16 protein-coding genes and 2 pseudogenes are annotated in these 25036 nt (G+C 69.7%); 14 read left to right on the forward strand and 4 right to left on the reverse strand.

The features are described 5' to 3' along the window. Nucleotides 1-71: 71 nt before the first annotated feature. Nucleotides 72-1127, reverse strand: a complete 1056-nt coding sequence (locus tag E5671_RS06655; RefSeq protein WP_160502918.1) for a fatty acid desaturase family protein — start codon at nt 1125-1127, stop codon at nt 72-74. Between the two features lie 247 nt (nt 1128-1374). Here E5671_RS06655 and E5671_RS06660 point away from each other — a divergent pair, with 247 nt between their 5' ends. The 3 genes from E5671_RS06660 to E5671_RS06670 all read left to right on the forward strand — a co-directional run bounded on the left by E5671_RS06660 (nt 1375) and on the right by E5671_RS06670 (nt 7481). Next, the gene (locus E5671_RS06660) at nt 1375-4245 is read left to right on the forward strand and encodes an SNF2-related protein (RefSeq protein ID WP_160502919.1); all 2871 of its coding nucleotides are present in this window, start codon (nt 1375-1377) and stop codon (nt 4243-4245) included. Nucleotides 4246-4250: 5 nt separating this feature from the next. After that, entirely contained in the window at nt 4251-5567 is a 1317-nt protein-coding gene (locus tag E5671_RS06665) for an SWIM zinc finger family protein (RefSeq protein ID WP_202121587.1), read from the forward strand. Between the two features lie 561 nt (nt 5568-6128). Further along, a complete protein-coding gene (locus E5671_RS06670) occupies nt 6129-7481 on the forward strand; it encodes an esterase-like activity of phytase family protein (protein ID WP_160502920.1) in 1353 nt (450 codons plus the stop codon). 26 nt (nt 7482-7507) lie between these two features. On the opposite strand, the gene E5671_RS06675 is transcribed toward E5671_RS06670, so the two are convergent. Together E5671_RS06675 and xylA are read right to left on the reverse strand one after the other, a co-directional pair. Next, entirely contained in the window at nt 7508-7876 is a 369-nt protein-coding gene (locus E5671_RS06675) for a hypothetical protein (RefSeq protein ID WP_336605683.1), read from the reverse strand. Nucleotides 7877-8134: 258 nt separating this feature from the next. Next, nucleotides 8135-9301, reverse strand: coding sequence for a xylose isomerase (gene xylA, locus E5671_RS06680; protein ID WP_160502921.1), 1167 nt, complete (start codon nt 9299-9301; stop codon nt 8135-8137). A 194-nt stretch (nt 9302-9495) separates the two neighbouring features. Here xylA and xylB point away from each other — a divergent pair, with 194 nt between their 5' ends. The 10 genes and pseudogenes from xylB to E5671_RS46095 form a co-directional block, all read left to right on the forward strand. Then, entirely contained in the window at nt 9496-10959 is a 1464-nt protein-coding gene (gene xylB / locus E5671_RS06685) for a xylulokinase (RefSeq protein ID WP_160502922.1), read from the forward strand. A 27-nt stretch (nt 10960-10986) separates the two neighbouring features. Next, nucleotides 10987-12198, forward strand: coding sequence for an ROK family transcriptional regulator (locus E5671_RS06690; RefSeq protein WP_160502923.1), 1212 nt, complete (start codon nt 10987-10989; stop codon nt 12196-12198). A 130-nt stretch (nt 12199-12328) separates the two neighbouring features. Beyond that, entirely contained in the window at nt 12329-13252 is a 924-nt protein-coding gene (locus E5671_RS06695) for a MerR family transcriptional regulator (protein WP_160502924.1), read from the forward strand. Between the two features lie 126 nt (nt 13253-13378). After that, a pseudogene (locus E5671_RS06700) lies at nt 13379-13930 on the forward strand (MFS transporter); the annotation flags it as partial. Between the two features lie 196 nt (nt 13931-14126). Next, nucleotides 14127-15542: a tetratricopeptide repeat protein gene (locus tag E5671_RS06705; RefSeq protein ID WP_160502926.1), complete on the forward strand. Its 1416-nt coding sequence runs from the start codon at nt 14127-14129 to the stop codon at nt 15540-15542. A gap of 305 nt (nt 15543-15847) precedes the next feature. Further along, nucleotides 15848-16861, forward strand: a complete 1014-nt coding sequence (locus tag E5671_RS06710; protein ID WP_160502927.1) for an acetamidase/formamidase family protein — start codon at nt 15848-15850, stop codon at nt 16859-16861. Between the two features lie 42 nt (nt 16862-16903). Next, nucleotides 16904-17503, forward strand: coding sequence for an N-acetylmuramoyl-L-alanine amidase (locus tag E5671_RS06715; protein WP_160502928.1), 600 nt, complete (start codon nt 16904-16906; stop codon nt 17501-17503). 132 nt (nt 17504-17635) lie between these two features. Further along, nucleotides 17636-18892 (forward strand): GAF domain-containing protein, encoded by a 1257-nt coding sequence (locus E5671_RS06720; protein WP_160502929.1) that lies wholly within the window; start codon nt 17636-17638, stop codon nt 18890-18892. Between the two features lie 152 nt (nt 18893-19044). After that, entirely contained in the window at nt 19045-20568 is a 1524-nt protein-coding gene (gene exaC / locus E5671_RS06725; RefSeq protein ID WP_160502930.1) for an acetaldehyde dehydrogenase ExaC, read from the forward strand. A 159-nt stretch (nt 20569-20727) separates the two neighbouring features. Next, nucleotides 20728-20990: pseudogene (locus tag E5671_RS46095) on the forward strand (hypothetical protein); the annotation flags it as partial. A gap of 679 nt (nt 20991-21669) precedes the next feature. Here the strand turns inward: E5671_RS46095 and E5671_RS06730 are convergent. After that, nucleotides 21670-21894 (reverse strand): DUF6059 family protein, encoded by a 225-nt coding sequence (locus E5671_RS06730; protein ID WP_160502931.1) that lies wholly within the window; start codon nt 21892-21894, stop codon nt 21670-21672. Nucleotides 21895-22223: 329 nt separating this feature from the next. On the opposite strand from E5671_RS06730, the gene E5671_RS06735 reads away from it, so the two are divergent. Continuing rightward, nucleotides 22224-24896: a LuxR C-terminal-related transcriptional regulator gene (locus tag E5671_RS06735; RefSeq protein ID WP_160502932.1), complete on the forward strand. Its 2673-nt coding sequence runs from the start codon at nt 22224-22226 to the stop codon at nt 24894-24896. The last annotated feature ends 140 nt before the right edge of the window (nt 24897-25036 follow it).

Consider the following 25036-nt stretch of genomic DNA (forward strand, 5'->3'; position numbering starts at 1 on the left):
CTGCTCCCCTGATAGACCCCTGAGGAGCGACCCTGACGTAACCCTGAGGCCCGCCGCGTGTCCAGGCGCCGCTACTCGGCCCTCAGCGGCTCGCCGACCTCGTACATGTGGCGCAGTACCTGCCGGTAGGAGTCGATGAATCCGGCCTCCGTGTACGGCATGCCGAGCTCGGCGCAGTGAGCGCGGACCAAGCGCTGGGCGCGCCGCAGGCTGGGGCGGGGCATGCTCGGGAACAGGTGGTGCTCGATCTGGTAATTGAGTCCGCCCAGGAACCAGTCGGTCAGCACGCTGCCGCGGATGTTGCGCGAGGTGAGGACCTGGCGGCTGAGGTGGCCCCATCGCTCACCGTCGGGGTCGGGCATCTCCATGCCCTTGTGGTTGGGCGCGAAGGCCAGTCCGAGGTGCAGGCCGAAGAGCGCCTGGTGGATGGCGGCGAAGGCAAGGGCGTGGCCCACCGGCATGGTGACCAGCAGGAGTGTCACGTACCCGACGAGGTGCGCCACCAGGAGGAGTCCCTCAAGCACGCGTTCGCGCGGCTCCTGGCGGCGCAGGTCCTGGAAGCCGTAGATCTTCATGGCGACGCCCTGGAGCAGCGTCAGCGGGAAGAACAGCCAGGCCTGGTTACGGGTGAGCCAGCGCCGGAAGCCCACGCGGACCTTGGCCTGCTTGCTGGTCCAGACGAGGACGTCCGCGGCGACGTCGGGGTCCTTGTCGAGGTGATTGGGGTTGGCGTGGTGGCGGTTGTGCTTGTCGTTCCACCAGGCCGAGCTCATGCCGAGGAGGAGGTTGCCGTGAATGAGCCCGATGGCGCGGCTCACGCCACGGTCGCCGGTGATCTGGGAATGACCCGCGTCATGGCCTATGAACGCCGTACGGGCGCACAGGGCGGCCAGGACGGGCGCGAGGAGCAGCACCCACCAGGAGCCGCCGATGAGGAACATACCCGTCGCCACGGCGCCCAGCGCCACGGCGTTGATCACGATGGTGCGGGCGTACCAGCCGGTTCGGCGGCCCAGGAGCCCCTGCTCCTTGACGGTGCGCAGGAGAGGCGCGAAATCGCTCCCGGCGGGCTGCCTTTGAGTGGTGCCTGGGGAACGCTCCGCGACTGCAGCGGCGGCCTGGGACATGGTGAGGTCTCCGGTCTCTGACTGGATCGGGCTGACGTAGCACAACGTATGAGCCCGTGACCTGCGGCAACCATGGCGCCTTCACCCGTCTCGGGAGGGGGCCAGCACCGCCGGGAAGGGGGGTTAGGTACACCCCCGGGAAGGCGTGACGTGGATCACCGCGTGATCACTAACGTCTTGGGCGCGATGTGCTGTACTCTCGGCCGCTCCAGGCCCAGTAGTCAAGTTTGAGGAATGCGCTATCGCCGTGTCCAGGCCCCCTGCCGCCTCACCTTCCGAGATCTCTGAACTGTCCCGCTGCTCCGTACTGTTCGTATCCGCCGACCCGGCACGCACCGGCCGGGTCGCCTTCTGGCGACCTGACGGGGAGGCGCCGCCCTCCTGCTCCGCGGGCACCGTCGAGGATCTGACCATCGCGGTACCCGGCGATGACGGAGCCCAGCTCAGCGACGTTTCCGCAGTCGTGCTCCCGATGCGCGCGGCACTGCCGGTCCTGACACGCGCGCGTGCATCGGCAGGGGTTCACCCGACGGCCGCTTTCTGGGGCACAGCAGGCCTGCTCGCACTGCAACTCGCGGCTCGCGGACTCCTGTTGCCCGGACTGACGCCGAGTGATCACGACGCATGGCGCTCGGGGCCGCTCGGCACCGATGATCTGCGACGCCTGCGCGACCTCGCCGCCGCGATGCCCCCCGCCGCGCACGCCCTTCCGCTTGCGGGCGGCTTCGAGCCCCTGCGGCTGCCCGAACCCGAGCGGCTGCTGCGCCAGTTCCTGGACGCGGTGGCCGACACGCTGCCGCGCTCCCCCGCCGCGACGCTGGCCGCCGGCGCTCCGGCCTTCGCCGCTCCGCAGCCTCAGCACATCCCCGAGCAGCGCCCCTGGGCCACCGATGTCGCCGCCGGACACGACGCCGGCGTGCGGATCTCGCTGCGCGTCGAGGTGCCCGGCCTGGTGTCGGACACCTCCGACGGGACTCGGCTGCCGTTCCGCGCCGTGCTGCAGATGCACAGCGTCAGCGACCCCTCGCTCGTCGCGGACGCGGCCGAGGTGTGGGCCGGTTCCGGCGCCTCGGGGCAGGCCTTCGGGGCGCGGTCGCGGATGGACGCCCTGCTCGCGCTGCGGCGCGCCACACGCGCGTGGCCGCCGCTCGCCCCACTGCTCTCGGCCACCGTCCCCGATGCGATCGAGCTCGCCGACGAAGAAGTCACCTCGCTCCTGGGCGAGGGGTCCCGCCTGCTCGCCACCGCGGGTGTCGAGGTGCACTGGCCCAAGGAACTTGCGCGCAACCTGACCGCCCGCGCGGTCATCGGCCCGCCCGACGACGACGCGAAGGACCCGGACAAGCCGTCCTCGGACACTCCTTCGTACCTCTCCGCCGACGCGTTGCTCGCCTTCAACTGGCGGTTCGCGCTGGGCGATCAGCAACTGTCCCGCGCCGAGCTCGACCATCTCGCCGAGGCCAACCGCCCGGTGGTCCGCCTGCGCGACCAGTGGGTGCTCATCGACCCCGAAGAGGCCCGGCGCGCCTGCGCACACCAGGACCATAAGGTCACGCCGATCGACGCCCTGAGCGCCGTCCTGACGGGCACCACCGAAGTGGGCGGGCAGCGCGTGGACGTCCAGCCGACGGGCTGGCTCGCCACTCTGCGCGAACGCCTCGCGGACCCCGAGGGCATGGAGCCCGTCGGCCAGCCCGAAACGCTCGCCGCCAACCTGCGCGACTACCAGCTGCGCGGCCTGAACTGGCTGGCCCGGATAACCTCCCTGGGTCTGGGCGGCTGCCTCGCCGACGACATGGGCCTCGGCAAGACGATCACGCTCATCTCCCTGCACCTGCACCGGCAGACCAACAGCGAGTCCGCGGGTCCCACCCTTGTCGTCTGCCCGACGTCCCTCATGGGCAACTGGCAGCGGGAGATCGAGAAGTTCGCCCCCGGCACCCCCGTACGCCGCTTCCACGGCGCTCAGCGCAGCCTGGAAGGCCTCGCCGACGGCGAGTTCGTGCTCACCACGTACGGCACGATGCGGCTCGACGCGGACAGCCTGGCCCACAGCCCGTGGGGCATGGTCGTCGCCGACGAGGCCCAGCACGTCAAGAACCCGTACTCGGCCACCGCCAAACAGCTGCGCACCATCGGCGCACGCGCGCGCGTGGCGCTCACCGGCACCCCTGTGGAGAACAACCTCTCCGAGCTGTGGGCCATCCTCGACTGGACGACACCAGGCCTGCTGGGCAAGCTCGGCACCTTCCGCACCCGCTACGCCCAGGCCGTCGAAAGCGGCAAGGATCCGGCGGCCGCCGAACGGCTCGGCCAGCTCGTACGCCCCTTCCTGCTGCGCAGGCGCAAGTCCGACCCGGGCATCGCCCCCGAACTGCCGCCCAAGACGGAGACCGACCGTGCCGTATCCCTCACCACGGAGCAGACGGGCCTCTACGAAGCCGTGGTGCGCGAGACCCTCGCCGAGATCTCCGGCGCCGACGGGTTCGCCCGACGCGGCCTGATCGTCAAGCTGCTCACCGGTCTCAAGCAGATCTGCAACCACCCCGCGCAGTACCTCAAGGAGGACAAGCCGCGGATCGAGGGCCGCTCCGGGAAGCTGGAACTCCTCGACGAACTGCTCGACACGATCCTCTCCGAAGACGCGAGCGTGCTCATCTTCACGCAGTACGTCCAGATGGCGCGCCTCATCGAGCAGCACCTGGCGGCCCGCGGCACCCCGTCCCAGTTCCTGCACGGCGGCACGCCCATCGCGGCGCGCGAGGCGATGGTGGAGCGCTTCCAGGACGGCGAAGTCCCCGTCTTCTTGCTGTCGTTGAAGGCAGCGGGCACCGGTCTGAATCTGACCCGGGCCGAGCACGTCGTGCACTACGACCGCTGGTGGAACCCCGCCGTCGAGGCGCAGGCCACCGACCGGGCGTACCGCATCGGGCAGACGCAGCCGGTGCAGGTGCACCGGCTGATCGCGGAAGGGACGATCGAGGACCGCATCGCCGACATGCTGCTGCGCAAGCGCGAGCTGGCGGACTCGGTGCTCGGTTCCGGGGAGGCGGCGCTGACGGAACTCACCGACGCCGAGCTGTCGGATCTGGTGGAACTGCGAGGGGGGACTCGATGAACGACATGTACGACGAGACGACCGGCGAGACCCATGGGGACGGCGGTCACGGGGAGGGCGCCTACGACCATGAGCGCACCTTCGCCGCGCTGCCGGCCACGCACGGCCGGGGGTTCGCGCAGAGCTGGTGGGGCCAGGCCTGGCTGAAGGCCCTGGAGGACACGGCGCTGGACCTCGCGCAGTTGAAGGCCGGACGCAGGCTCGCGCGCGCGGGAGCCGTGGGCGCGGTCTCGGTGCGCCCCGGCCGGATCACCGCGGTCGTCCAGGACCGCGACGGCACCCCGCGCCGCTCCGACGTGCTGCTGCAGCGGCTCAGCGGGGACGAGTGGGACCGCTTCCTGGGCATGGCCGTCGAGCGGGCCGGGCACATCGCGGCGCTGCTCGACCGTGAGATGCCGCCGCATCTGGTGGAGGACGCGGCGGCATCGGGTGTCGAACTCCTGCCGGGCATCGGCGACCTGGAGCCGGAGTGCGACTGCGATGCCTGGGACCACTGCGGGCACACCGCAGCGCTCTGTTATCAGGTGGCCCGGCTGCTCGACCAGGATCCGTTCGTGCTGTTCCTGATGCGTGGCCGTGCGGAGCGCGAGCTCCTGGACGAGCTCCAAGTGCGAAGCGTGGCAAGGGCGGAGGCCGAGGAGACACCCGAGGAGGAGCAGGAAGGGGCCCAGGAGGGCGTGGACGCCGACGAGGCGTACGCGGAGGGGGCCATCCTGCCTCCGCTGCCCGACCTGCCTCCGCTGCCGCCTGAGCCGGGCCTGCCGCCTTCCCTCGACACGGAGGCGGAGCCCGCGCCCGGTCTCGATGTGGCAGCAGTCGAGTTCCTGGCGGCGCAGGCGGCCGTGGAGGCGCACCGGATGCTGGCCGAGGCGCTCTCGCCCGGACACGAACGGCAGCCGGTCGAGCCGGAATTGACGCTGGACGAGGATGCCGTACGCCTCGCCGCCACTGCTCCCGCGTCGGTGGCCGTGCGCCTCGCGACCGCTGGGGGCCGCGGCAAGGACGGCCTCGCGCTGGCCGTACGGGCCTGGGAGTACGGAGGCCCGGCCGCCCTGTCCGTCCTGGAGGAGGAGTGGGCCCCCGAGGCGGACGCACTGGCACGCGCGCGTGCGGCGCTGGACGCGGCCTGGGACGACGGGGAGCGTCCACCGCTGCGCGCCGCCCGCAATCGCTGGACCGTGGTCGGGAGCGACGCCCAGCTGCGGCACGGCTCCGACGGCCGCTGGTGGCCCTACCGCAAGGAGCGCGGCCGCTGGACCCCGGCGGGCCCCGCGACCCATGACCCCGCGACGGCACTGGCCGTGGTGTCCAGCGGCGAGTAGGTCAGGCAGGTCCGGTGCGAGCCTCCTCCGCACGCCCGCACCGGACCCGAGCCCACGCCCGCACCGACCGAGCCACAGCGCTCTCACGCCAGCAACCCTGAAGCGTTCACCCCTCCGACGCGCTCGCCCCTCCGACGCGTTCACGCCACCGAAGCTTCCGCTTGGCCGGAATGCGCGCGGCGGCCACCGGCGTATCCAAGCTGCTCACGCACACGCCGGGAACACCCGCCCGTGGACTCCCCCTCATCAGCGATTGAGCGCGGGCATGACATCCGAGAGTGTGGATCACGCCGGTTCAGGGGGTGCCGACCGCGACTGAGCGCCCCCTCCCGCAGAGCCCGGAGTGATGGAGTACGTCAGCGCGATCTAGGCGAAGGGGGACGACAAGGGCCAGGTACTCAACTGCCGCTGACCAGCCCGCGGGTGACGACGGCGCCTCCTGCCCCTCGCGGGAGGCGCCGTCGGCGCGCCCCCTCGCGTTCACCTGTCCGCCTCCCTGTGTTCGCGGCGACGGCGAAGTCTGATCGCTGTCACCGAACACTTGCGCCCCAGGAGGCACTCATGTCCCCGCACGCCGCCCGTAAGCGTCGCGTCCGCCGTTCCGTCGCCGCGGGTGTGCCGTTCGCCGTGCTCGCCGCGATCACGGTGACCAGTACCGCCACGGGCGCCCAGACCGGCGGCAAGGAGAAGGCGCCTCGGATCACTTCGACGGCGACGCTCGGCGACGTCCCTCTGGGGGCGTTCAGCAACTCCCTGCTGCCCGGCACGGTGAGCGACGACCGCGGTGTGGATCTCGGCGGCATCGGCAGTGACATCTATCCGGCGGGCCGCAAGGGCGAGTTCTGGACGGTCACCGACCGCGGGCCCAACGGCCAGATCAAGGTGGACGGCAAGAAGCGGCGCACCTTCCCCGTCCCCGGTTTCGATCCGGCGATCGTGAAGATCCGCGTCTCCGGTGACGCCGTGAAGGTCATCGACGCGCTCCCGCTGACGACGTCCTCCGGGAAGCCCGTCACCGGGCTCCCCAACCAGGAGGGGCGCGATGAGGCGCCGTACACCTACGACGCGAAGACGGCGCTGACCTACGACCCGAACGGCCTCGACACCGAGGGCATCGTGCGGGCGCACGACGGCAGCTTCTGGCTGGTCGACGAGTACGGGCCCTCGCTCGTCCATGTCTCCGCGCGCGGGAAGGTGCTCAAGCGCTTTGTCCCCGAGGGCCTGAAGCTCTCGGGCGCCGACTATCCCGTCGTCGAGGCGCTTCCGGGCGTCCTGCTGCACCGCAAGGGCAATCGCGGCTTCGAAGGGCTTGCCCAACTCCCGGGCGGGGACCTGGTGATGGCGGTCCAGAGCCCCCTGTCCGTGCCGGACGAGGAGGCGGGTGACGCATCGCGGACGACGCGGCTGCTGCGTTTCTCGCCGAAGAAGCAGGCGGTCACCGCCGAGTACGCGTACCGCTTCGACGCGGTGGGTGTCGTCGACCCTGGCGAGAACGACACGTCCGAGCTGAAGATCTCCTCCGTGGTGGCCGTCGGCCGTGACCGGCTCTTGGTCGAGGAGCGCACCGACAAGGCCGCACGGCTGCAGACGGTGAAGCTGGACCGCCGCTCCGACATCCTCGGCGAGCGGTGGGACGACGCCGCCACGAAGCCCTCCTTGGAGCAGCTCGACGATCCGGCGGCCTCCGGTGTGCCCATCCTGAAGAAGCGTCTCCTGGTCGACCTGGAGGGCATCGACGGCGTACCCGACAAGATCGAAGGCGTGGCCCGCGTGAACAGTCACACCCTCGCCCTGATCAACGACAACGACTTCGGGATGACCGACGGGGCGGAGGCGTTCGACGAGAAGGGCCGGCTCGTGGACAGCGACGTGGAGACCACGGTGACGTACGTGCGGCTGCCGAAGGGCGTCTGATCCCGCCAACTCAGTAGTAGGGCACTTCATTCCGCGCGTGAGGGGACCAGGGAGTCCAGGGCGCTCGGCAGTTCACTGGGCAGGTCGCTCGGAACGTCGCTGGGGAAGTCCGACGGCAGGCCACTGGGCAGGTTCGATGGCACCTCCGTAGGCAACTCGGAAGGGATCTGCGACGGGATGCTCAGTGACGGGGTGGGCTTGCCGTCCGAGGTCTCACTGCTCTCGGAGGGGCCCTTCTTGTCACCTGAGCCGTCACCGCTGGTGGCCACTAGGACCACGGCGACGACGGCTCCGATCGCGATGATCACCGCGAGCAGGACGAACAGCCCGCCCCGGCGCCCGGACGGCCCGCCCGACGGCGGAGCAGGCGGCCACCCGCCCCCGCCAGGGGGCACACCGCCGCCTCCCGCAGGAGGCCATCCCCCGCTGCCCGGAGGCGGTCCGAACCCGTCGCCCGGAGGCGGTCCGTACCCTCCCCCGGGCGGTCCGAAGCCGCCATCGCCCGGAGGGGGCGAGTCACCCGGCGGAGGGGGAGGCGGTGGTGGTACGGGCGGCATGGCCATACCGTCAAGAGTCGCCTCGTAAGGGTAAAGATGCGACCCCTGCGCACAAGTTGATGCCTCCGGAGTGGAGCTCCAGAGTGGGGCTTCCGGTCAGTTCCGCGCCCCCAGGAGGTGATCCATGGCCAGCTGGTCGAGGTGCTCGAAGGCCATGCCACGGTCCGCGGCCGCCGTCACGTCGAAGTCCTCGAAGGCGCCGCGGTCGGCGAGCAGTCCGGCGAGGCCGTCCTCGGCGGTCGGCAGGGAGAGCTCGTCCAGGCGGGATGCCCGCAGGGCTTCCTGGACCTCCGGGTCGGCACGGAACGCGGCTGAACGCTCCCGAAGGATCAGATAGTTCCGCATGCAGCCGGCGGCCGACGCCCACACGCCCGCGTAGTCCTCCGTACGCGGCGGCTTGAAGTCGAAGTGCCGCGGCCCTTCGTAACCGCCCCTCTCCAGGAGGTCGACCAGCCAGAAGGCACTGCGCAGATCGCCCGCCCCGAAGCGCAGGTCCTGGTCGTACTTGATGCCGGTCTGGCCGTTGAGGTCGATGTGGAAGAGCTTGCCCGCCCACAGGGCCTGGGCGATGGAGTGCGGGAAGTTGAGGCCGGCCATCTGCTCATGGCCCACTTCGGGGTTGACGCCGAACAGCTCGGAACGCTCCAGGCGCTCGATGAAGGCGAGGGCGTGCCCGACGGTGGGCAGGAGGATGTCGCCGCGCGGCTCGTTCGGCTTGGGCTCGATCGCGAAGCGCAGGTCGTACCCCTGCTCCGTCACGTACTCGCCGAGCAGGTCGAAGGCCTCCTTCATGCGGTCGAGAGCGACGCGTACGTCCTTCGCCGCACCGGACTCCGCGCCTTCCCTGCCGCCCCACGCGACGTAGGTGTGTGCTCCGAGTTCCACCGCCAGGTCGATGTTCCGGATGGTCTTGCGCAGCGCGTAGCGGCGCACGTCCCGGTCGTTGGCGGTGAACCCGCCGTCCTTGAAGACGGGGTGCGTGAAGAGGTTCGTGGTCGCCATCGGCACGACGAGGCCCGTCGCGTCGAGCGCCTGCCGGAAGCGCTTGATGTGCGACTCGCGCTCGATGTCCGTTGCGCCGAAGGGGATCAGATCGTCGTCGTGGAAGGTCACTCCGTAGGCACCCAGTTCGGCCAGGTGCCGCACGGAGTCGGCCGGGTCGATGGCCACCCTGGTCGCGTCGCCGAACGGGTCCCTTCCCTGCCAGCCGACGGTCCACAGGCCGAAGGTGAACTTGTCCTCAGGAGTGGGCTGGTACGTCATGTGCGGCTCCCTGGATGACTGGTGCACGGCTGTGTGGCCGAGGCGGGCACGGCTGTGTGCCCGCTCCTGTTGCGGTTGCCACGCCTATTTCGTCATGGCGCTTAACAAATTAGTATCCGGAGGCATCCCTGGGAAGGTCGGACGGAAAGAAGTCCGGGCGTGCCCGGAAAGAGCCGCGGGAACGGAGACCCCCGATGTCATCAGCGCCAGCAGCCGACGGGCCCCTCGTCGTCGGCGTGGACAGCTCCACGCAGTCCACCAAGGTCCTGGTCGTCGACGCCGCCACGGGCAGGGTGGTGGCGAGCGGTCAGGCCTCGCACAGCGTCAGCTCGGGGGCCGCCCGCGAGAGCGACCCCGAGGAGTGGTGGAACGCCCTGTGCGCGGCCCTCGACCAGTGCGGCGAGCCGGCACGCGAGGCCGCCGCGGTGTCGGTCGGCGGCCAGCAGCACGGGCTCGTCACGCTGGACGCGCAATCCAGGCCGGTACGGCCCGCCCTGCTCTGGAACGACGTGCGCTCGGCGGCACAGGCCCGCTCCCTGGTTGACCGCCTGGGTGGCCCGAAGGCGTGGGCCGAGCGCGTCGGCAGCGTGCCGGGGCCATCCTTCACGGTGACGAAGTGGGCCTGGCTCAGCGAGCACGAGCCCGAGGCGGCCCGCGCCACCGCAGCCGTCCGACTCCCCCACGACTACCTCACCGAACGCCTCACGGGATGCGGCTCGACCGACCGGGGCGATGCCTCCGGTACGGGGTGGTGGGGGTCGGCGACAGAGGCGTACGACGAAGAGATCCTGGGACTCGTCGGCCTGGACCCCGGGCTGCTGCCGCGCGTGGTCCGCCCCGGTGAGGTCGTCGGCACCGTGCGCGGGAGCGGCGAACTTCCCTTCTCCAAGGGCACGCTGGTCGCCCCCGGAACCGGTGACAACGCGGCGGCGGCTCTCGGACTCGGCCTGCGCCCCGGCACCCCGGTCCTGAGCCTGGGAACGTCGGGCACGGTGTACGCGGTCTCCACGCGGCGCCAGGCGGATCCGACGGGCACGGTGGCCGGCTTCGCCGACGCGCGCGGGGACTGGCTGCCGCTGGCCTGCACCCTCAACTGCACCCTGGCCGTGGACCGCGTGGCCGCGCTGCTGAGCCTCGACCGAGAGGCGGTGGAGGCGGGCGGCGCCGTCACCCTGCTGCCCTACCTGGACGGCGAGCGCACCCCTGACCTGCCGCACGCCTCGGGTCTGTTGCACGGGCTGCGGCACGACACGACTCCGGGGCAGCTGCTGCAGGCGGCGTACGACGGGGCTGTGCACTCACTCCTGGGCGCACTCGATCTGGTCCTTGACGCGGACGCGGACCGCTCGACTCCGCTCCTGCTCATCGGCGGCGGAGCGCGGGGCACGGCCTGGCAGGACACCGTGCGACGCCTGTCCGGACGGCCCGTTCAGGTGCCCGAGGCCAGGGAACTGGTCGCCCTCGGTGCCGCCGCCCAGGCCGCGGGTCTCCTCACGGGCGAGGATCCGGCGGCTGTCGCGCGCCGCTGGGGTACGGCCGAGGGGCCCGTACTGCCCCCTGTGGAGCGGGACGAGTCGGCGCTCGCACGGATCGCCGGGGTAGTCTCCGACGCGGCGCCGCTGCTCGGCGCCAGGGGCCACGAGGACAGCCGGCCATGAGGACGGAAGACGGGGACTGACGGGGGCATGACCGCACCACCGCACGACGCGCGCCGGGGCACGTCCGGAGCCCCGCTGCCCGACACCCAGCAGGGGATGCGCCGCCGCAACCTCTCACGCGTCATGCACGCCGTCGCGGCGCACGGGCCGCTGTCCCGTGCCGCCGTGGCCACGCGAATCGGTCTGACGCGGGCCGCCGTCTCCACCCTGGTGGACGAGTTGATCCGCTCCGGGCTCCTGGACGAGCTGGGCCCCGAGCGTCCCGGCAAGGTGGGGCGCCCCGGCTCCGCGCTGGCAGTCAGCGGAAGCGGACCGGCCGGCATCGGCGCCGAAGTGGGCGTCGACCATCTCGCGGTGTGTGTCGTCGACCTGCGCGGAGAGGTACGCGCGCGTGCCGTGCGACAGGGAGACAACCGGGGGCGCGCACCCCAACCCGTCCTCAAGGAACTCATCGCGCTGGTGCGGCAGGTGAGCGACGAAGCCCGCCTGGCAGGGCTGCGTCCGGCGGGGCTCGCCCTCGCCGTCCCGGGTCTCGTCGCCCGCGGCACAGGGGTGGTGGTACGCGCTCCCAATCTCGACTGGCACGACGTCGACCTCGGCGCCCTGGTGCCGGGCAGGCTGCCGGTGACGGTGGACAACGAGGCCAACTTCGGGGCGCTGGCCGAGCTGTGGCTCGGCGACGAGGTGCCCCAGGACTTCCTCCACGTGTCGGCGGAGATCGGCATCGGCGCCGCACTGGTCGTCGACGGGCGGCTGCTGCGCGGGACACGCGGCTTCGCGGGCGAGTTGGGGCATGTACCGGTGTGGCCGGACGGCCCGGCGTGCCCGTGCGGCGGCCGTGGCTGCCTGGAGCAGTACGCGGGCGAGGAGGCGGTGTTGCGCGCGGCGGGCCTTGATCCGGGTGCGGACCGCGTCGGCCTGCTCGCAGAGCGCGCCGCGCAGGGCGATGAGGACGTACGAAGGGCGCTGCACTGCGCGGGGGCCGCACTGGGCATCGCGCTCACCGGTGCGGTGAATCTGCTGGATCCGCGCTCGGTGGTGCTCGGCGGAGCGCTGTCGCGGCTCGCGCCGTGGTTGCTGCCGTCATTGGAGGGCGAGCTGGGGCGCCGCACGGCGGGCACGGCGTGCGCTGTCGCCGTCTCCGGGCTGGGCTCCGACGGCCCGTTGCTGGGGGCGGCACACTCGGTCGTACGGGCCGTTCTTGATGATCCGGCGGGAGCGGCGGGGGCGGCGGCGTAGGGCCGACGTCCGCTCGGGGCGCGCTACGTCACCACTTCCGCGCGTGCGCAGTAAGTACTGGGCCCCATCCCCGTGAATGACCCAGCACTCAGCTTGAGTCTCCAGTAGGGGGAGACGTGAAGGTGGGGACATGAACGGCAGCACGCTCTACTCGATCGGTGATCTGGCGCGGCGGACCGGCCTGACGGTCAAGACCGTCCGGTTCTACTCCGACGCGGGGATCGTGCCGCCTGCCGACCGCAGCCCGGCCGGCTATCGCCTGTACGGCACCGACGCCGTCGCCCGTCTCGACCTCGTACGCACTCTGCGCGACCTGGGCCTTGACCTTCCCACCATCCGGAAGGTCTCGCTCCCCGAGGTCGCGGCGGCGCACGCGGACGCGTTGGAGGTGCAGATCCGTGTGCTGCGCCTGCGGCGCGCGGTCCTGACAGCGGTGGCCAAGCGCGGGTCGACCCCTGAGGAGTTGGATCTCATGCACAAGCTGGCCAAGCTCTCCGAGGACGAACGCCAAGGTTTGATAGATGACTTCCTGGGCGCAGTCTTCGATGGCCTGTACGACCACCCTGCCTTCGCGGCGGTCACCCGCTCTCTCACGCCCGAGCTGCCGGACAACCCCGAGGCCGAGCAGGTCGAGGCTTGGGTAGAGCTGGCCGAGCTGTTCCAGGATCGGGGGTTCCGCTCCACCATGCAGGGCATGGTCAGGGATCTGGCAGCCGACCGCACCCCGGACAACAGCACCGGCCTGCCACGCATCCTTGCCGAGGCGATTCGCGCGCAGATCACCCCGGCCTTGACGACAGGTACCGATCCGGCCTCGCCCGAGGCCGAAGCGATCGTCACGACGCTCGCAGATCACTACGCGCACATCCTCGGCCTCCCTGACGACGCCGCTCTCCGCCTACGCCTGGTGTCCCGTCTGGAGACCATGGACGACCCCCGCAGGGACCGCTACTTGACGCTGCTCGCGGTCATCAACGGGTGGCCCGCGCCCGAGAGTCTGGCGCCGGCGCTCGACTGGACCGTCCGGGCCCTGCGCGCCCGACTGCCTCGGTAGTGGGCCGGGCAAGCTCGATCCGCGCCGACCCCACCGAGCCGACCGATGCTGCGCCCCGGCGATCCTTCGCCGGCTACCGGAACTTGATGGACGTACCCGGCTTCTGGCGACTCGCGACGATCGGCCACGGCCATGGCTCTCGACTCGTCGATGATGGGCAGCGCGCTGATCACCGGCCCTTTGCTTGCCAGTTGGCTGAGCCTGTCGGTCTCACCGATCGCACCGTTCGCGGTCGTGGCACTGATGACGGCCGCTGCGGTCGGTCTCCTGTCCGACTCGCAGGGCCCACCGCCCCGTTCCGCTCGGTCCGGGCATTGGCTCGGCCCTCTGGCATCCGCTCCCCTGCGGCGCCTCCTGGTCGCGGACGCCCTCTTCGTCATGGCGGTGACCGCGGTGGATGTGGTGCTGCCGATCTACGCACGGGAGTACCACGCGGACGGCTTCACCGGCTTGTATCTGGGGATCCTGTCCGTCGGCAGTGTGCTGGGCAGCCTCGCTCTGGGCGCCGTACCGAACCTCCTGTCCCGCGGCCCCAAGATCTCCGTACTTCTCTGTGTCTTCGCGGCTGGGACCGGCACGCTGACGCTCGCCACAGGGGTGTCGCCTCTCGCGGCGCTTCTGGTCTGCCCGCCGGCCGGGCTGGTGATCGGCTGGAACACGCGTACGCCGAGACCGTGACGGGTCCGCGGTCCCGGGAACTGCCGTAGCGCATCGCAGTCACAAGTCGTTCCGATGAACCGAGCGTCGTCCTCGTACCTCGCGGGCAGAATCGCGAGACTGAACTGGGTGGATCTGGCTGAACCGGCCGGACTGGCTCAGCCGATTGAACCGAAACCCCGTGGATCGGACCGATCCGACGGGAGAGGGGACAGCGATGGAATTGGACCGGCATTCCCACGTCCTGAGTGCCACCAGTGACGAAGCCGCACGCCACTACGAGCGAGCGCTCGACGCGCTGTTGTTCTTCCGTTCCGAAGTCGCCGACGAGGCCCAGGCGATGGTGGCGGCCTCTCCGGATTCCGCGATGGCGCACGTCTTCGGCGCCTACCTCGGGCTTCTCGGCACCGAGGAGAAGGACGCGGCCCCTGCCCGACGTTCCTTCAGCGCTTTCCGAAGCGCGATCGATCCTGCCGAGCTCTCGCCTCGCGAGACGATGCACGCGGCGGCTGCCGAGTCGTGGCTGGACGGGGACATGCTGCGGGCCGGGGAGATCCTCGGCGAGATCAGCACCGAGTTCCCCCGCGACGCCCTCGCTCTGGCTGTCGGGCACCAGATCGACTTCTTCACCGGGGACGCGCAGCGGCTGCGTGACCGCATCGGTGGCGCGCTTTCCGCGTGGGACGGTGACGACCCGCACTTCGGCCCGCTGCTGGGGATGTACGCCTTCGGGCTCGAAGAGGCCGGGCACTACGGCCACGCCGAGGAGATCGGACTGCGGGCGGTCGAACGTCACCCACGGGATGTGTGGGGCATCCATGCGGTCGTTCATACGTACGAGATGCGAGGACTGTTCGGCGAGGGGATCCGCTATCTGGACGCGCGGACCGATGACTGGGCCGAGGGAAACTATCTTTCCGTGCACAACGCGTGGCACTACGCCCTGTACGCGCTGGAGGCGGGCAGCGTCGAACGTGTCCTCGGCGTCTACGACAACACCCTCCACAACGAGGCGTCGCAGGCCATCGCCATGGAACTCCTGGACTCCTCAGCCCTGTTGTGGCGGCTGCTCCTGGCCGATATCGACGTCGAGCCCCGCTGGGTGGCCCTCGCCCAGGCTTGGGCCGGGCGCGAGGACGGCGCCTACTACGCCTTCAACGATGTCCATGCCGTCATGGCGTACGTGGGGGCCGGGCGGCTCTCCGATGCCGAGCGGCTGGTGAAGGACCGCGAGCAATGGCTCGCCCGGCCCGGCCCCTCGGTGTCGAACCACGCGATGACGCGCGAGATCGGCATCCCGGTGTGCCGCGCCCTGATCGCCTATGGGCAGCGGCGGTACGCCCGCGTGGTCGAGTTGCTCGCCCCGATCCGGTACCACCTCAATTCCTTCGGCGGCAGCCACGCACAGCGCGACGCCATCCAGCGGACCCTCGTGGAGGCGGCCATCCGCTCCGGCCGGCACGACCTGGCGCGCACCTTGCTCAGCGAACGCATCAACATGCGTCCCATCTGCCCCTACAACTGGCGAGCCCGCGCCCGGCTGGCCGACCGGCTCGGCGACACGGCTCAGGCCGCGACCGCCCGCGGCCGTGCGGAGGAACAGGCCGCTGTGGGTGCGGCTGCTTTGGGCTGAGTACGTCTCGTTCATCCCCTGGGCACCCTCAAGGGTGGCCGCGTTATCCACAATCACGGTGCTGTACACAGATTCAGATCGAGCTCTTCCGGCTCAACCTTCCCTCGCCGTAACGTAATTGACGCGGGACACCATCGCTCCGGCGGCGGTTTCGTGTCCACGCGGATCGGGGGATTCAGGTGTCGGGAGCAAGCCGTCCTGGGCTGCGTCGCGGGGCCATCGGGCCGCACAAGGTCCCCAAGTCCCCCAATTTCCCCACGCCCCCCCAAGCCCCCCACGGAGCGACAGAAGAGAGCAGTCCTGCCATGAAGCAGCCTCGGATCCTGACCGTACGGCCCGAACCGGGCGAGTTCGCCTGGACATTCGGCGGTGCGCCACCCGTGGCGCGGATCGCTCCGGGTACGGTGCTCGACCTGTATACGGAGGACTGTTTCGCGGGGAATGTGCGCTCCGAGAAGGATCTGGTGTCCGAGGTCTGCCAGTTCCCGTTCCTGAACCCGCAGACCGGGCCCTTCCATGTCGAGGGCGCGGAGCCGGGCGACACCGTCGCCGTGCACTTCGTGTCGATCGAACCGGCCCGCGACTGGGCTGCGTCCACCACGGTCCCCCTCTTCGGAGCACTCACCTCCACCCACACCACCGCATCGCTCCAGCCTCCGCTGCCCGAGACCGTGTGGATATGGCAGCTCGACCGGGGTCGGCGCACCGCGCACTTCAGCGCGCGCGACGGAGACTTCGAGATCGCGCTGCCGATGGATCCGATGCACGGCACGGTCGGTGTCGCACCCGCCAACCTGGAGGTGCGCTCGGCTCTCGTGCCCGACGCGCACGGCGGCAACATGGACACGCCCGAAATGCGGGCCGGGGTCACCTGCTACCTCGGGGTGAACGTGGAGGGCGCGCTCCTGAGCCTGGGCGACGGACACGCACGGCAAGGCGAGGGGGAAACCTGCGGCGTCGCCGTGGAGTGCGCGATGAACACAGTCGTGATCGTCGAACTCCTGAAGGGGATCACCACGCCCTGGCCACGCATCGAGTCCGATACGCACATCATCTCCACCGGGTCGGCACGCCCGCTTGAGGACGCCTTCCGAATATCCCAACTCGACCTGGTGCGGTGGCTGGTGCGGGACTACGGCTTCAGCGAGCTCGACGCCTACCAGTTCGCGACACAGACCGTCGAGTCGCCGCTCGCCAATGTCTGCGACACCAACTACACGTGCGTGGCCAAGCTCCGCAAAGAGTGGCTGCCCGCGCGCGAAACTCACCGGGGACTGCACGCGCGGCTGCGAGAGACGGCCACGCTGCTGGCCCACTGAAAAAGAGTCCAGCTGTTCCCCCCACCGAGAGGCAGGCCAGCCATGGATCGAGCAAGACGCTTCCCCAGCAGGCGCAGGCTGTTGCAGGGGGCGGCCCTGGCCGCCGTTCCCTCCGCGCTCCTCCCCGCGACCCGCGCCACGGCCCGGCCTCGGGCGGTCGACTATCCACTCGCCGAGTGGGTTCCGGCCAGCAGCTCCAACTACACGGCCGCCAACCGCCCCGGCACCTACCCCGTCGACTACGTGATCGTCCACGTCACCCAGGAGAGCTACGCCGACACGCTCGCCATCTTCCAGAACTCGGCGAAGAAGGTTTCGGCCCACTATGTGGTGCGCTCCAGGGACGGACACATCGCCCAGTGCGTCCGCGAACGCAACGTCGGCTGGCATGCCGGCAACTGGGACTACAACACCCGAAGCATCGGTATCGAACACGAAGGATGGGTGGATCAGCCCGAGTACTTCACCGACGCGATGTACGAGCAGTCCGCGCTGCTGACCTCGGCCATCTGCGATACGTACGACATTCCCAAGGACCGCAAGCACATCATCGGGCACGTCGAAGTGCCCGGCGCCGACCACACCGATCCAGGGCGGCACTGGGACTGGACGCGCTATATCCGCCTGGTCAACTCTGCGTGACACCGGTCGGCTCACGACCTGGCGCGTGTCGGACCTCTGGTCGAGCGCTTGTCGGGGGCTTGCCACAGCGCTTGTCGGGGCACGCTCGCGGGGCGACGATGGCAGCACCCATCGCCGTCCCGGGAGGCCGAGTTGACCGAACCATGGGTGGCCCTGGAAGCCGGTGCCGATCCTGCCGAGCGGGCGCGGGTGCTGCGGCGCGCCCACGAGAGGTTCACCGAGGCAGGGACGCTCACGCGACCGGTGCGTTCCGTGGTGGCCGATTCGTGGCGGCGCTCGGCCAGGGCCAGGGTCAGCCCGGAGGACACCGGCGCGGCTGTGGAGCTCACCGACGGGGACCTCGGTTCGTATCGCGCCGAGCATCCGCTGGCCGGGGTGATGCCGCTGTTCCGTGAGCTGATGGGCACGTTCGCGATGGACGGTGAGCATCTCCTCGCGGTGTGCGACGCGTACGGCAGGCTGCTCTGGGTCGAGGGTCACTCCGCGACGCGGCAGAAGGCTGGGCGGATGAACTTCGTGCCTGGCGCACGGTGGGCGGAGTCCGCGATGGGGACGAATGCTCCGGGGACGGCGGTGGCGGTGGACCGCCCGGTGCAGGTGTTCGCCGCCGAGCACTTCATCCGGCGCGTCCAGCCGTGGACGTGCGCGGCGGCTCCGGTGCACGATCCGCGGACCGGGCGGCTGCTCGGAGCGGTGGACATCACCGGGGGTGACGGCCTCGCGCATCCGCACAGCCTCGCCTTCGTGCAGGCGGTCGCTCGGGCAGCGGAGTCTCAACTGGCCCTGCTGTCACCGCCGGTGGAGGACAGAGATGCCGTGGGGCTCACCGCGCTCGGCCGTGACGAGGCACTGCTGCTGACCGGCGGTCGCAAGGTGCGGCTGAGCCGCAGGCACAGCGAGATCGTCGTCCTGCTCTCTCGCCACCCCGAGGGGCTGACCGGCGATGAGCTGCTGTGCGCGCTGTACGAGGACGAGTCGGTGACGCCCGTGACGCTGCGGGCCGAGTTGGCCCGGCTGCGGCGGCTTCTGGGGCCGGATCTGCTGCGGTCGCGTCCGTACCGGCTCTCGGTGCCGGTCGAGTCGGATGTCGACGCCGTCGAGCGACGGCTCGGTTCGGGGGCGGTCACCGCGGCAGCCGCCGCGTACGCGGGTCCACTTCTGCCCGCTTCCCAGGCACCTGCCGTGGCCCGGCTGAGGCGCAGGCTCGCCGATCAGCTGCGGGCTGCGCTGATCGCACGCCGTGACCCGGATCTCCTGGCGGACTGGGTGCACACCCCGTGGGGTGAGGGCGACCTCGCGGTGTGGCGCGCGCTGGCACAGGTTCGGGCGACACCACCGGTGCTGTCCCGGCTCCGGGAGCTGGATGCGGAGTTGAGTGACGCGAGGTAAAACCGCAGCCCAGCCACCCGCCCAAGTACCGCACCCGCCATAGCCGAACGAGCCGCCGAGCAGCTTCCGCAACGTACCTGCAACGTCTGTCCTCCTACCCTCCGGGCGAGAGCTGCCCAACGGCGGGCAGCCTTCCCCGGGAGGCCACCAAGATGACCCGTTACGCAGCGCCCGGCACCGACGGCGCAGTTGTCTCCTACCAGGCCCGCTACGACCACTTCATCGGCGGCGAGTACGTCCCGCCCGCCCGCGGCCAGTACTTCGAGAACCCGAGCCCGGTCAACGGGCAGCCCTTCACCGAGATCGCCCGCGGTACGGCCGAGGACGTGGAGCGCGCACTGGACGCGGCGCACGCCGCCGCGCCCGCATGGGGCCGCACCTCCGCGACCGAACGTGCGGACGTCCTGCGGAAGATCGCCGACCGCATGGAGGCGAACCTCGAACAGCTCGCGGTGGCCGAGAGCTGGGAGAACGGCAAGCCGGTGCGCGAGACGCTGGCCGCCGACATTCCGCTCGCCATCGACCACTTCCGCTACTTCGCGGGGGTCATCCGTGCGCAGGAGGGGTCGCTGAGCGAGGTGGACGAGGACACCGTCGCATACCACTTCCACGAGCCGCTCGGTGTCGTCGCGCAGATCATTCCGTGGAACTTCCCCATCCTGATGGCGACATGGAAGCTCGCGCCTGCTCTCGCGGCGGGCAACGCGGTCGTACTCAAGCCCGCCGAGCAGACCCCGGCGTCCATCCACTACTGGATGAGTCTGGTCTCCGACCTGCTGCCGCCGGGTGTCGTCAACATTCTCAACGGCTTCGGCGTCGAGGCGGGCAAGCCCCTCGCCTCCAGCCCGCGCGTCGCGAAGGTCGCCTTCACCGGTGAGACCACGACGGGGCGGCTGATCATGCAGTACGCCTCGGAGAACATCAAGCCGGTGACGCTGGAGCTGGGAGGGAAGTCGCCGAACATCTTCTTCGACGACGTCTGGGCCGCCAACGACGACTTCCGTGACAAGGCGCTCGAGGGCTTCACGATGTTCGCCCTCAACAACGGCGAGGTGTGTACGTGTCCGTCGCGAGCCCTCGTCCAGCGGGGTCACTACAGCGAGTTCATGGAGGCGGCGATCGCCCGCACCGAGCAGATCGTGCCGGGGCACCCGCTGGACACCGACACGATGATCGGAGCCCAGGCCTCCAACGACCAACTGGAGAAGATCCTCTCGTACCTGGACATCGGCCAGCAGGAGGGTGCCAAGATCCTGACGGGCGGTCAGCGCATCACGTATGACGGTGAGTTGGCCGGTGGGTACTACGTCCAGCCGACGATCTTCGAGGGCGACAACCGCATGCGGATCTTCCAGGAGGAGATCTTCGGCCCGGTCGTCTCCGTCGCATCCTTCAACGACTTCGACGACGCCATCAAGACCGCCAACGACACGCTGTACGGCCTGGGCGCCGGAGTCTGGACGCGCGACATGAACACCGCCTACCGGGCGGGCCGCGCGATCCAGGCGGGCCGGGTCTGGACGAACTGCTACCACGCGTATCCCGCGCACGCGGCCTTCGGCGGCTACAAGCAGTCCGGGATCGGGCGCGAGACGCACAAGATGATGCTGGAGCACTATCAGCAGACGAAGAACCTTCTGGTCTCCTACTCGCCGAAGAAGCTCGGCTTCTTCTAGAGGCCCGAGAAAAGGCGCCTGACCTGGTCTTTTGCCCACCAGGCGCCTTCTACTGGATCAGGCCACAGCGTGGCCCGGAATGTGTGGTCCCTCCCAGTATCTCCCGCCGGTACACCGCTCCTGACCAGTAGTTCCGGTCTATTCCCAGTCCCCGTCCCTGTGGGTGCCCGAAACTCGGCTACCCCGCTGATACTGCGCCGCCACTGGAGCAGAATCTTCCCGGTCACTCCAGGGACGCTCCTGGCCTGGCACCGAAGGCTGGTCGCCAGGAAGTGGGACTACACCAATCGGCGCCGACGCACCGGGCGCCCGCCCACGGCAGCCGCAGTCAGGAAACTGGTCGTGCGGCTGGCAACGAGAACCCGCGGTGGGGCCACCGGCGGATCCAAGGCGAGCTGGCCCAGCTGAGGCATCCGATCGCATAGTCCACCGTCTGCACCGCCCCTACGAATGCCATGCCGACCTTTTCCTCGCTTTCACCCGCATTACCTGCACACTGATTCGCGAACCCTGAATCACCAATTGTGATGCCGTCTGGATTGAGTGAGCGATGCTCTAAAGAAAAAGTCAAGGGCTTGGCATCCCGAGTGATTCGCCAAGCCGAACCGCTTCAGGGACTTCAGCGACAAGGCTGTCAACCTGAACACAAGCACTCGGCGGGAACGCTGCGACCCATACAGATGTGCGACATATCCACGGCTTGCCCTCCCCCGCCCTGCTGGGCGAGCATGAAAGATTTCCGGCCATCCTGTCGCCGGACTGACATTCATCTCTTCCCAGCGCCCGCGCCTGACACGTCCACGTCGACCACTGACGGGGCGTCACTTGCCGACGATCATGATGCGTCTCCAGGCAGGCCCCGTGGGCGACTGGCCACGACGGGCTCGACCTCACCGGGCAGCAGATCGTCGGCACCGAGCAGAGCGCCGTCGATCGTCACGAATCCCACACAGTGTGCGTCCCCGGGTGACGGTGGCGCAGTGGATCTTGAGCTCGACATGGCACGTGGCAAGAATGCCCTCGCAACCAGCCCACTGCCTGCGTTCAACCAGGTCGGGCACCGCTCACGTATGCACCTCGCAGCGAGCGCTTTCGATCCGGCTAGCGATCGTGGGGCGTCGGCGGGTCGAGGTCGGCAAGGAGCCTGAGGATCTCCGCCTCCGTGGCGCTCAGCGGCACCTCCGGACACAGCCGCTCCGGATGCCCCGGGGGCGGGCCCGTCGAGGGCGGCTCGGACTCGACGGGTGGGATCCACACCCATATCCGACCGAAGGCGATCAGGGAATCCTGCGCCGCGCGGAGCAGCCAGGCGTACAGGGAAGCCATTCGTGCAGGATGTTCCGCCCGGCCAAAGCCCGACCAAAGCCGTCGGGTGGAGTGTACACAGCGCCCCGCAAGTGAATATCCGGACGCCACCAATCCGGATTCACGGCTACCGGACGCACCCTCACGCGCCCACGAGAATACAGACAGCATGGATAATTTAACAAAAAACGGGCGCACTTTTCCGCCACCGCGAGAAGGCGACCTTGCAAATCACCGCGCGGTGGATATCTTGTGGCCGAGATGTACGGTGCGACCGAGATTTACGGTGAAGAGTTGCTCATCGCTTGCGTGCCCACAGTACGCAGGCCCACGGGGGTGAGTATTCCGGAATGGCTTTCGTAAGTCGTGAGAGAGAACTCGGAATTCTGAAGGAAGCTCTTTCCAATTGTGGCCACGGCCCATCGAGAACGATCGTCGTCACCGGCGGCGCAGGCGCCGGAAAGAGCGCTCTGCTGCACGCCTTCACCGAACACGCCATAACTGCTGACGTCACGGTCCTCAGTGTTCAGGGCAGGGCGGTGACCGCCGACCCTCCCCTTTCCCTCTTTCACCAGCTGGTCGCGCAGTCATCGGCGTCCCTGCCGGAGAGTCAGCCCGCGCCCGCCTCGCCGGCGGTGCAGTTCGCCACCGCGCTGCCCCGCGTGGCCGACGGCGGCCTCGCGGTGATCTGCGTGGACGACGTGCAGGAAATTCCCTGGTCACAGCTGGACTTCCTGATCCAGACCATCACCTGGCACAGGGACCGACGGATTCTGCTCGTCGTCACCGACTTACCGCACCTGCCGCACCGAGAGGCACCCACCAAGACGGAATTCCTGCGCCGCCCGTACACCGAGCACATCCGGCTGGGTCCGCTCGACGAGCGGGGAGTCCGGGAGATGACCGCGGCGGAGATCGACCGGCCGCACGATCGATGGGTGCGGCTGCTCCATCACCTCAGCGGCGGCAGCCCCCTCCTCCTGAGCGCCCTGCTCGAGGATTTCAAGGGCAGGGACATGACACTTCCCCTGACTGAAATGGAGCAGTCCACCGAACTCGCAATGTATGGGCAGGCAGTGATGTCCGTCCTGCGTCGCAGTGGTTGCGCCGCCGTTAAAATCGGCTGTCTGCTGTCCGTGCTCGGCGATTCCGCCTCACCGGAGCTGCTGTCCCGGATGAGCGGTATTTCCTCCTCTCTCATCGACGCGCAGATCGCGGCTCTCCGGGATTCCGGCGTTATCGACGGAATGTCGTTCCGCCACCGGACCGCCCAGCGGACCGTTCTCGCGGATGTGGATCCCTCCGTGCGGACCAGGTTGCACATCAAGGTGGCTGCCGCCCAGTACAGCGCGGGGGCACCCGCCACCGAAGTGGCCCGGCACCTGTTGGCCGCACGGCACACCGAGGAGCCATGGCAGCGGACGGTGCTGCGCAACGCCGCGGAGACTGCCATGGGCGAGGAGGACACCCAGCTGGGCGTCCGGTGTCTCGAACTCGCCCTGGAGGGCTGTCCCGAAGGACCCGACCGCGTCGAGATCCACATGCGGCTGGCGCTGATCGCCCTGCGGATGAACCCCACGACCGTGGAGGCTCGGCACCTGCCCGAACTCATGGAGGCCTTCCAGTCGGGCACCATGCCCGGCACGGCCTGTGACGGGCTGGCGGACCTGCTCTTCGGCTGCGGCCGGCTGGAGGAGGCCTTCACGGTTCTGCAGAAGCAGGGCGCGAAGACCAGCGCGGGGGACGTCAGGGCGGGCGACCATCCCAACATCGCCTGGCTGTGGGCCTGGTCCAGCTTCCTCACCCCTGTCCACTCGGACGAGCGGCCCGCCGCGTTCCTCCGCCAAACCGCGCACGAATCGGCCACAGCCCTGTTCAGGACCGCCGAAGGCTCCTTCCTCATCGGCGACAGCGACGACTGGGCGACAGCGGCCGAGAATCTCCTGGAGGTCTCGGTCCTCTCCGACGCCACCGTCTGGTCACTGTCCAGTGCGGTCAAGGCACTGATCATCGCCGACCGGCTGGAGTCGGCCTGGCGCTGGTGCGAGCGGCTGGTCAAGGAGTCCGCCGCCCGCGAAGCCCCCGGCTGGCAGACGGTCTTCGCCCTGCTACAGGCTCTCGTCGCCCTGCGCCAGGGAAAGCTGACGGCCGGACTGGACTGCGTCCGGCTCGTGCAGCTCGTCATCACCGAGCGCAGCAGCGCGATGGTCTGCGCCGCGGAGTCCACGCTCGCCGCCCTGTACATCGAGATGGGGCGCTACGACGAGGCCGCCCGGGTGTTCGCCAAGCCGGTGCCGCCCGCCTGGGAGAAGAGCGTCTACTGGCTCAGCTATCTCCGGGCCCGCGGCTGTCTCCTCATCGCCACCAACCGGCCGCACGCGGGGCTCTCCGACTACCTGCGCATCGGCAAACTGGCCGAGCAGTTCCACGTCGACCACCCGACCCTGGTGCCCTGGCGGCTGTTCGCCGCCGAGGCGTGGCTGCGGCTCGGGCACCCGAAACAGGCGGCGTACATGATGGCGGAACACACGGCGCGCGGCCCGCGCACGTCCGGCCGGAACCAGGCCATGGCGCTTCGATTGCAAGCGGCACTGGCCGAGCCGCACGCACGGCCACGTCTGCTCCTCAAGGCCGCAAACGAGTTCCACGCTTCGGGCGACCGACCGGAGCTGGCGAGAACCCTGATCGACCTGGGCGAGGCCCTGTGGGTCCTCGGCCATGACAAGTGGGCCGTCCTGGCCCGGCGCACGGCCATCCTGATCGCCCACAACTGCCTGAAGGGGACCACGCCCGTCCCCCGCGAGGAGGAGCCGAAGCCGCCCCCGGCCGCGCCCCAAAGGCTCACCCGGGCCGAGCACAGGGTGGCCGAACTGGTGGCCAAGGGGCTCACCAACCGCCAGGTCGCCCGTCGCCTCCACATCACCGCCAGCACGGTCGAGCAGCACCTCACACGCATCTACCAGAAACTGGGCATCACGCATCGCAAGGAGATCGGCATCCACTTGGGCACCCGTACGGCGTGAACGCGCGGACCGCGCTGCGGTACACGGTTCTTTAGCCGAGCTTTGTCGGCCTTTCAACCGGCGTCCCTACCGTCGCTGACGTCAGATGAGACCGAGTGCCCCAGGTTGCGCTCTCAGCCGTGTGCCACGCGCTCTCGCAC

The sequence above is a fragment of the Streptomyces sp. BA2 genome (genome assembly GCF_009769735.1).
Classification (GTDB): Bacteria; Actinomycetota; Actinomycetes; order Streptomycetales; family Streptomycetaceae; genus Streptomyces.

Bases quoted from the DNA above. Each gene is read 5' to 3' on its own strand.
- E5671_RS06735 (WP_160502932.1), top strand. From the start codon at position 22,224: ATGGCTTTCGTAAGTCGTGAGAGAGAACTCGGAATTCTGAAGGAAGCT.
- E5671_RS06690 (WP_160502923.1), top strand. From the start codon at position 10,987: ATGACCGCACCACCGCACGACGCGCGCCGGGGCACGTCCGGAGCCCCG.
- E5671_RS06665 (WP_202121587.1), top strand. From the start codon at position 4,251: ATGTACGACGAGACGACCGGCGAGACCCATGGGGACGGCGGTCACGGG.
- E5671_RS06730 (WP_160502931.1), bottom strand. From the start codon at position 21,894: ATGGCTTCCCTGTACGCCTGGCTGCTCCGCGCGGCGCAGGATTCCCTG.
- exaC (WP_160502930.1), top strand. From the start codon at position 19,045: ATGACCCGTTACGCAGCGCCCGGCACCGACGGCGCAGTTGTCTCCTAC.
- E5671_RS06715 (WP_160502928.1), top strand. From the start codon at position 16,904: ATGGATCGAGCAAGACGCTTCCCCAGCAGGCGCAGGCTGTTGCAGGGG.
- E5671_RS06655 (WP_160502918.1), bottom strand. From the start codon at position 1,127: ATGTCCCAGGCCGCCGCTGCAGTCGCGGAGCGTTCCCCAGGCACCACT.
- E5671_RS06670 (WP_160502920.1), top strand. From the start codon at position 6,129: ATGTCCCCGCACGCCGCCCGTAAGCGTCGCGTCCGCCGTTCCGTCGCC.
- E5671_RS06710 (WP_160502927.1), top strand. From the start codon at position 15,848: ATGAAGCAGCCTCGGATCCTGACCGTACGGCCCGAACCGGGCGAGTTC.
- xylA (WP_160502921.1), bottom strand. From the start codon at position 9,301: ATGACGTACCAGCCCACTCCTGAGGACAAGTTCACCTTCGGCCTGTGG.
- xylB (WP_160502922.1), top strand. From the start codon at position 9,496: ATGTCATCAGCGCCAGCAGCCGACGGGCCCCTCGTCGTCGGCGTGGAC.
- E5671_RS06695 (WP_160502924.1), top strand. From the start codon at position 12,329: ATGAACGGCAGCACGCTCTACTCGATCGGTGATCTGGCGCGGCGGACC.
- E5671_RS06705 (WP_160502926.1), top strand. From the start codon at position 14,127: ATGGAATTGGACCGGCATTCCCACGTCCTGAGTGCCACCAGTGACGAA.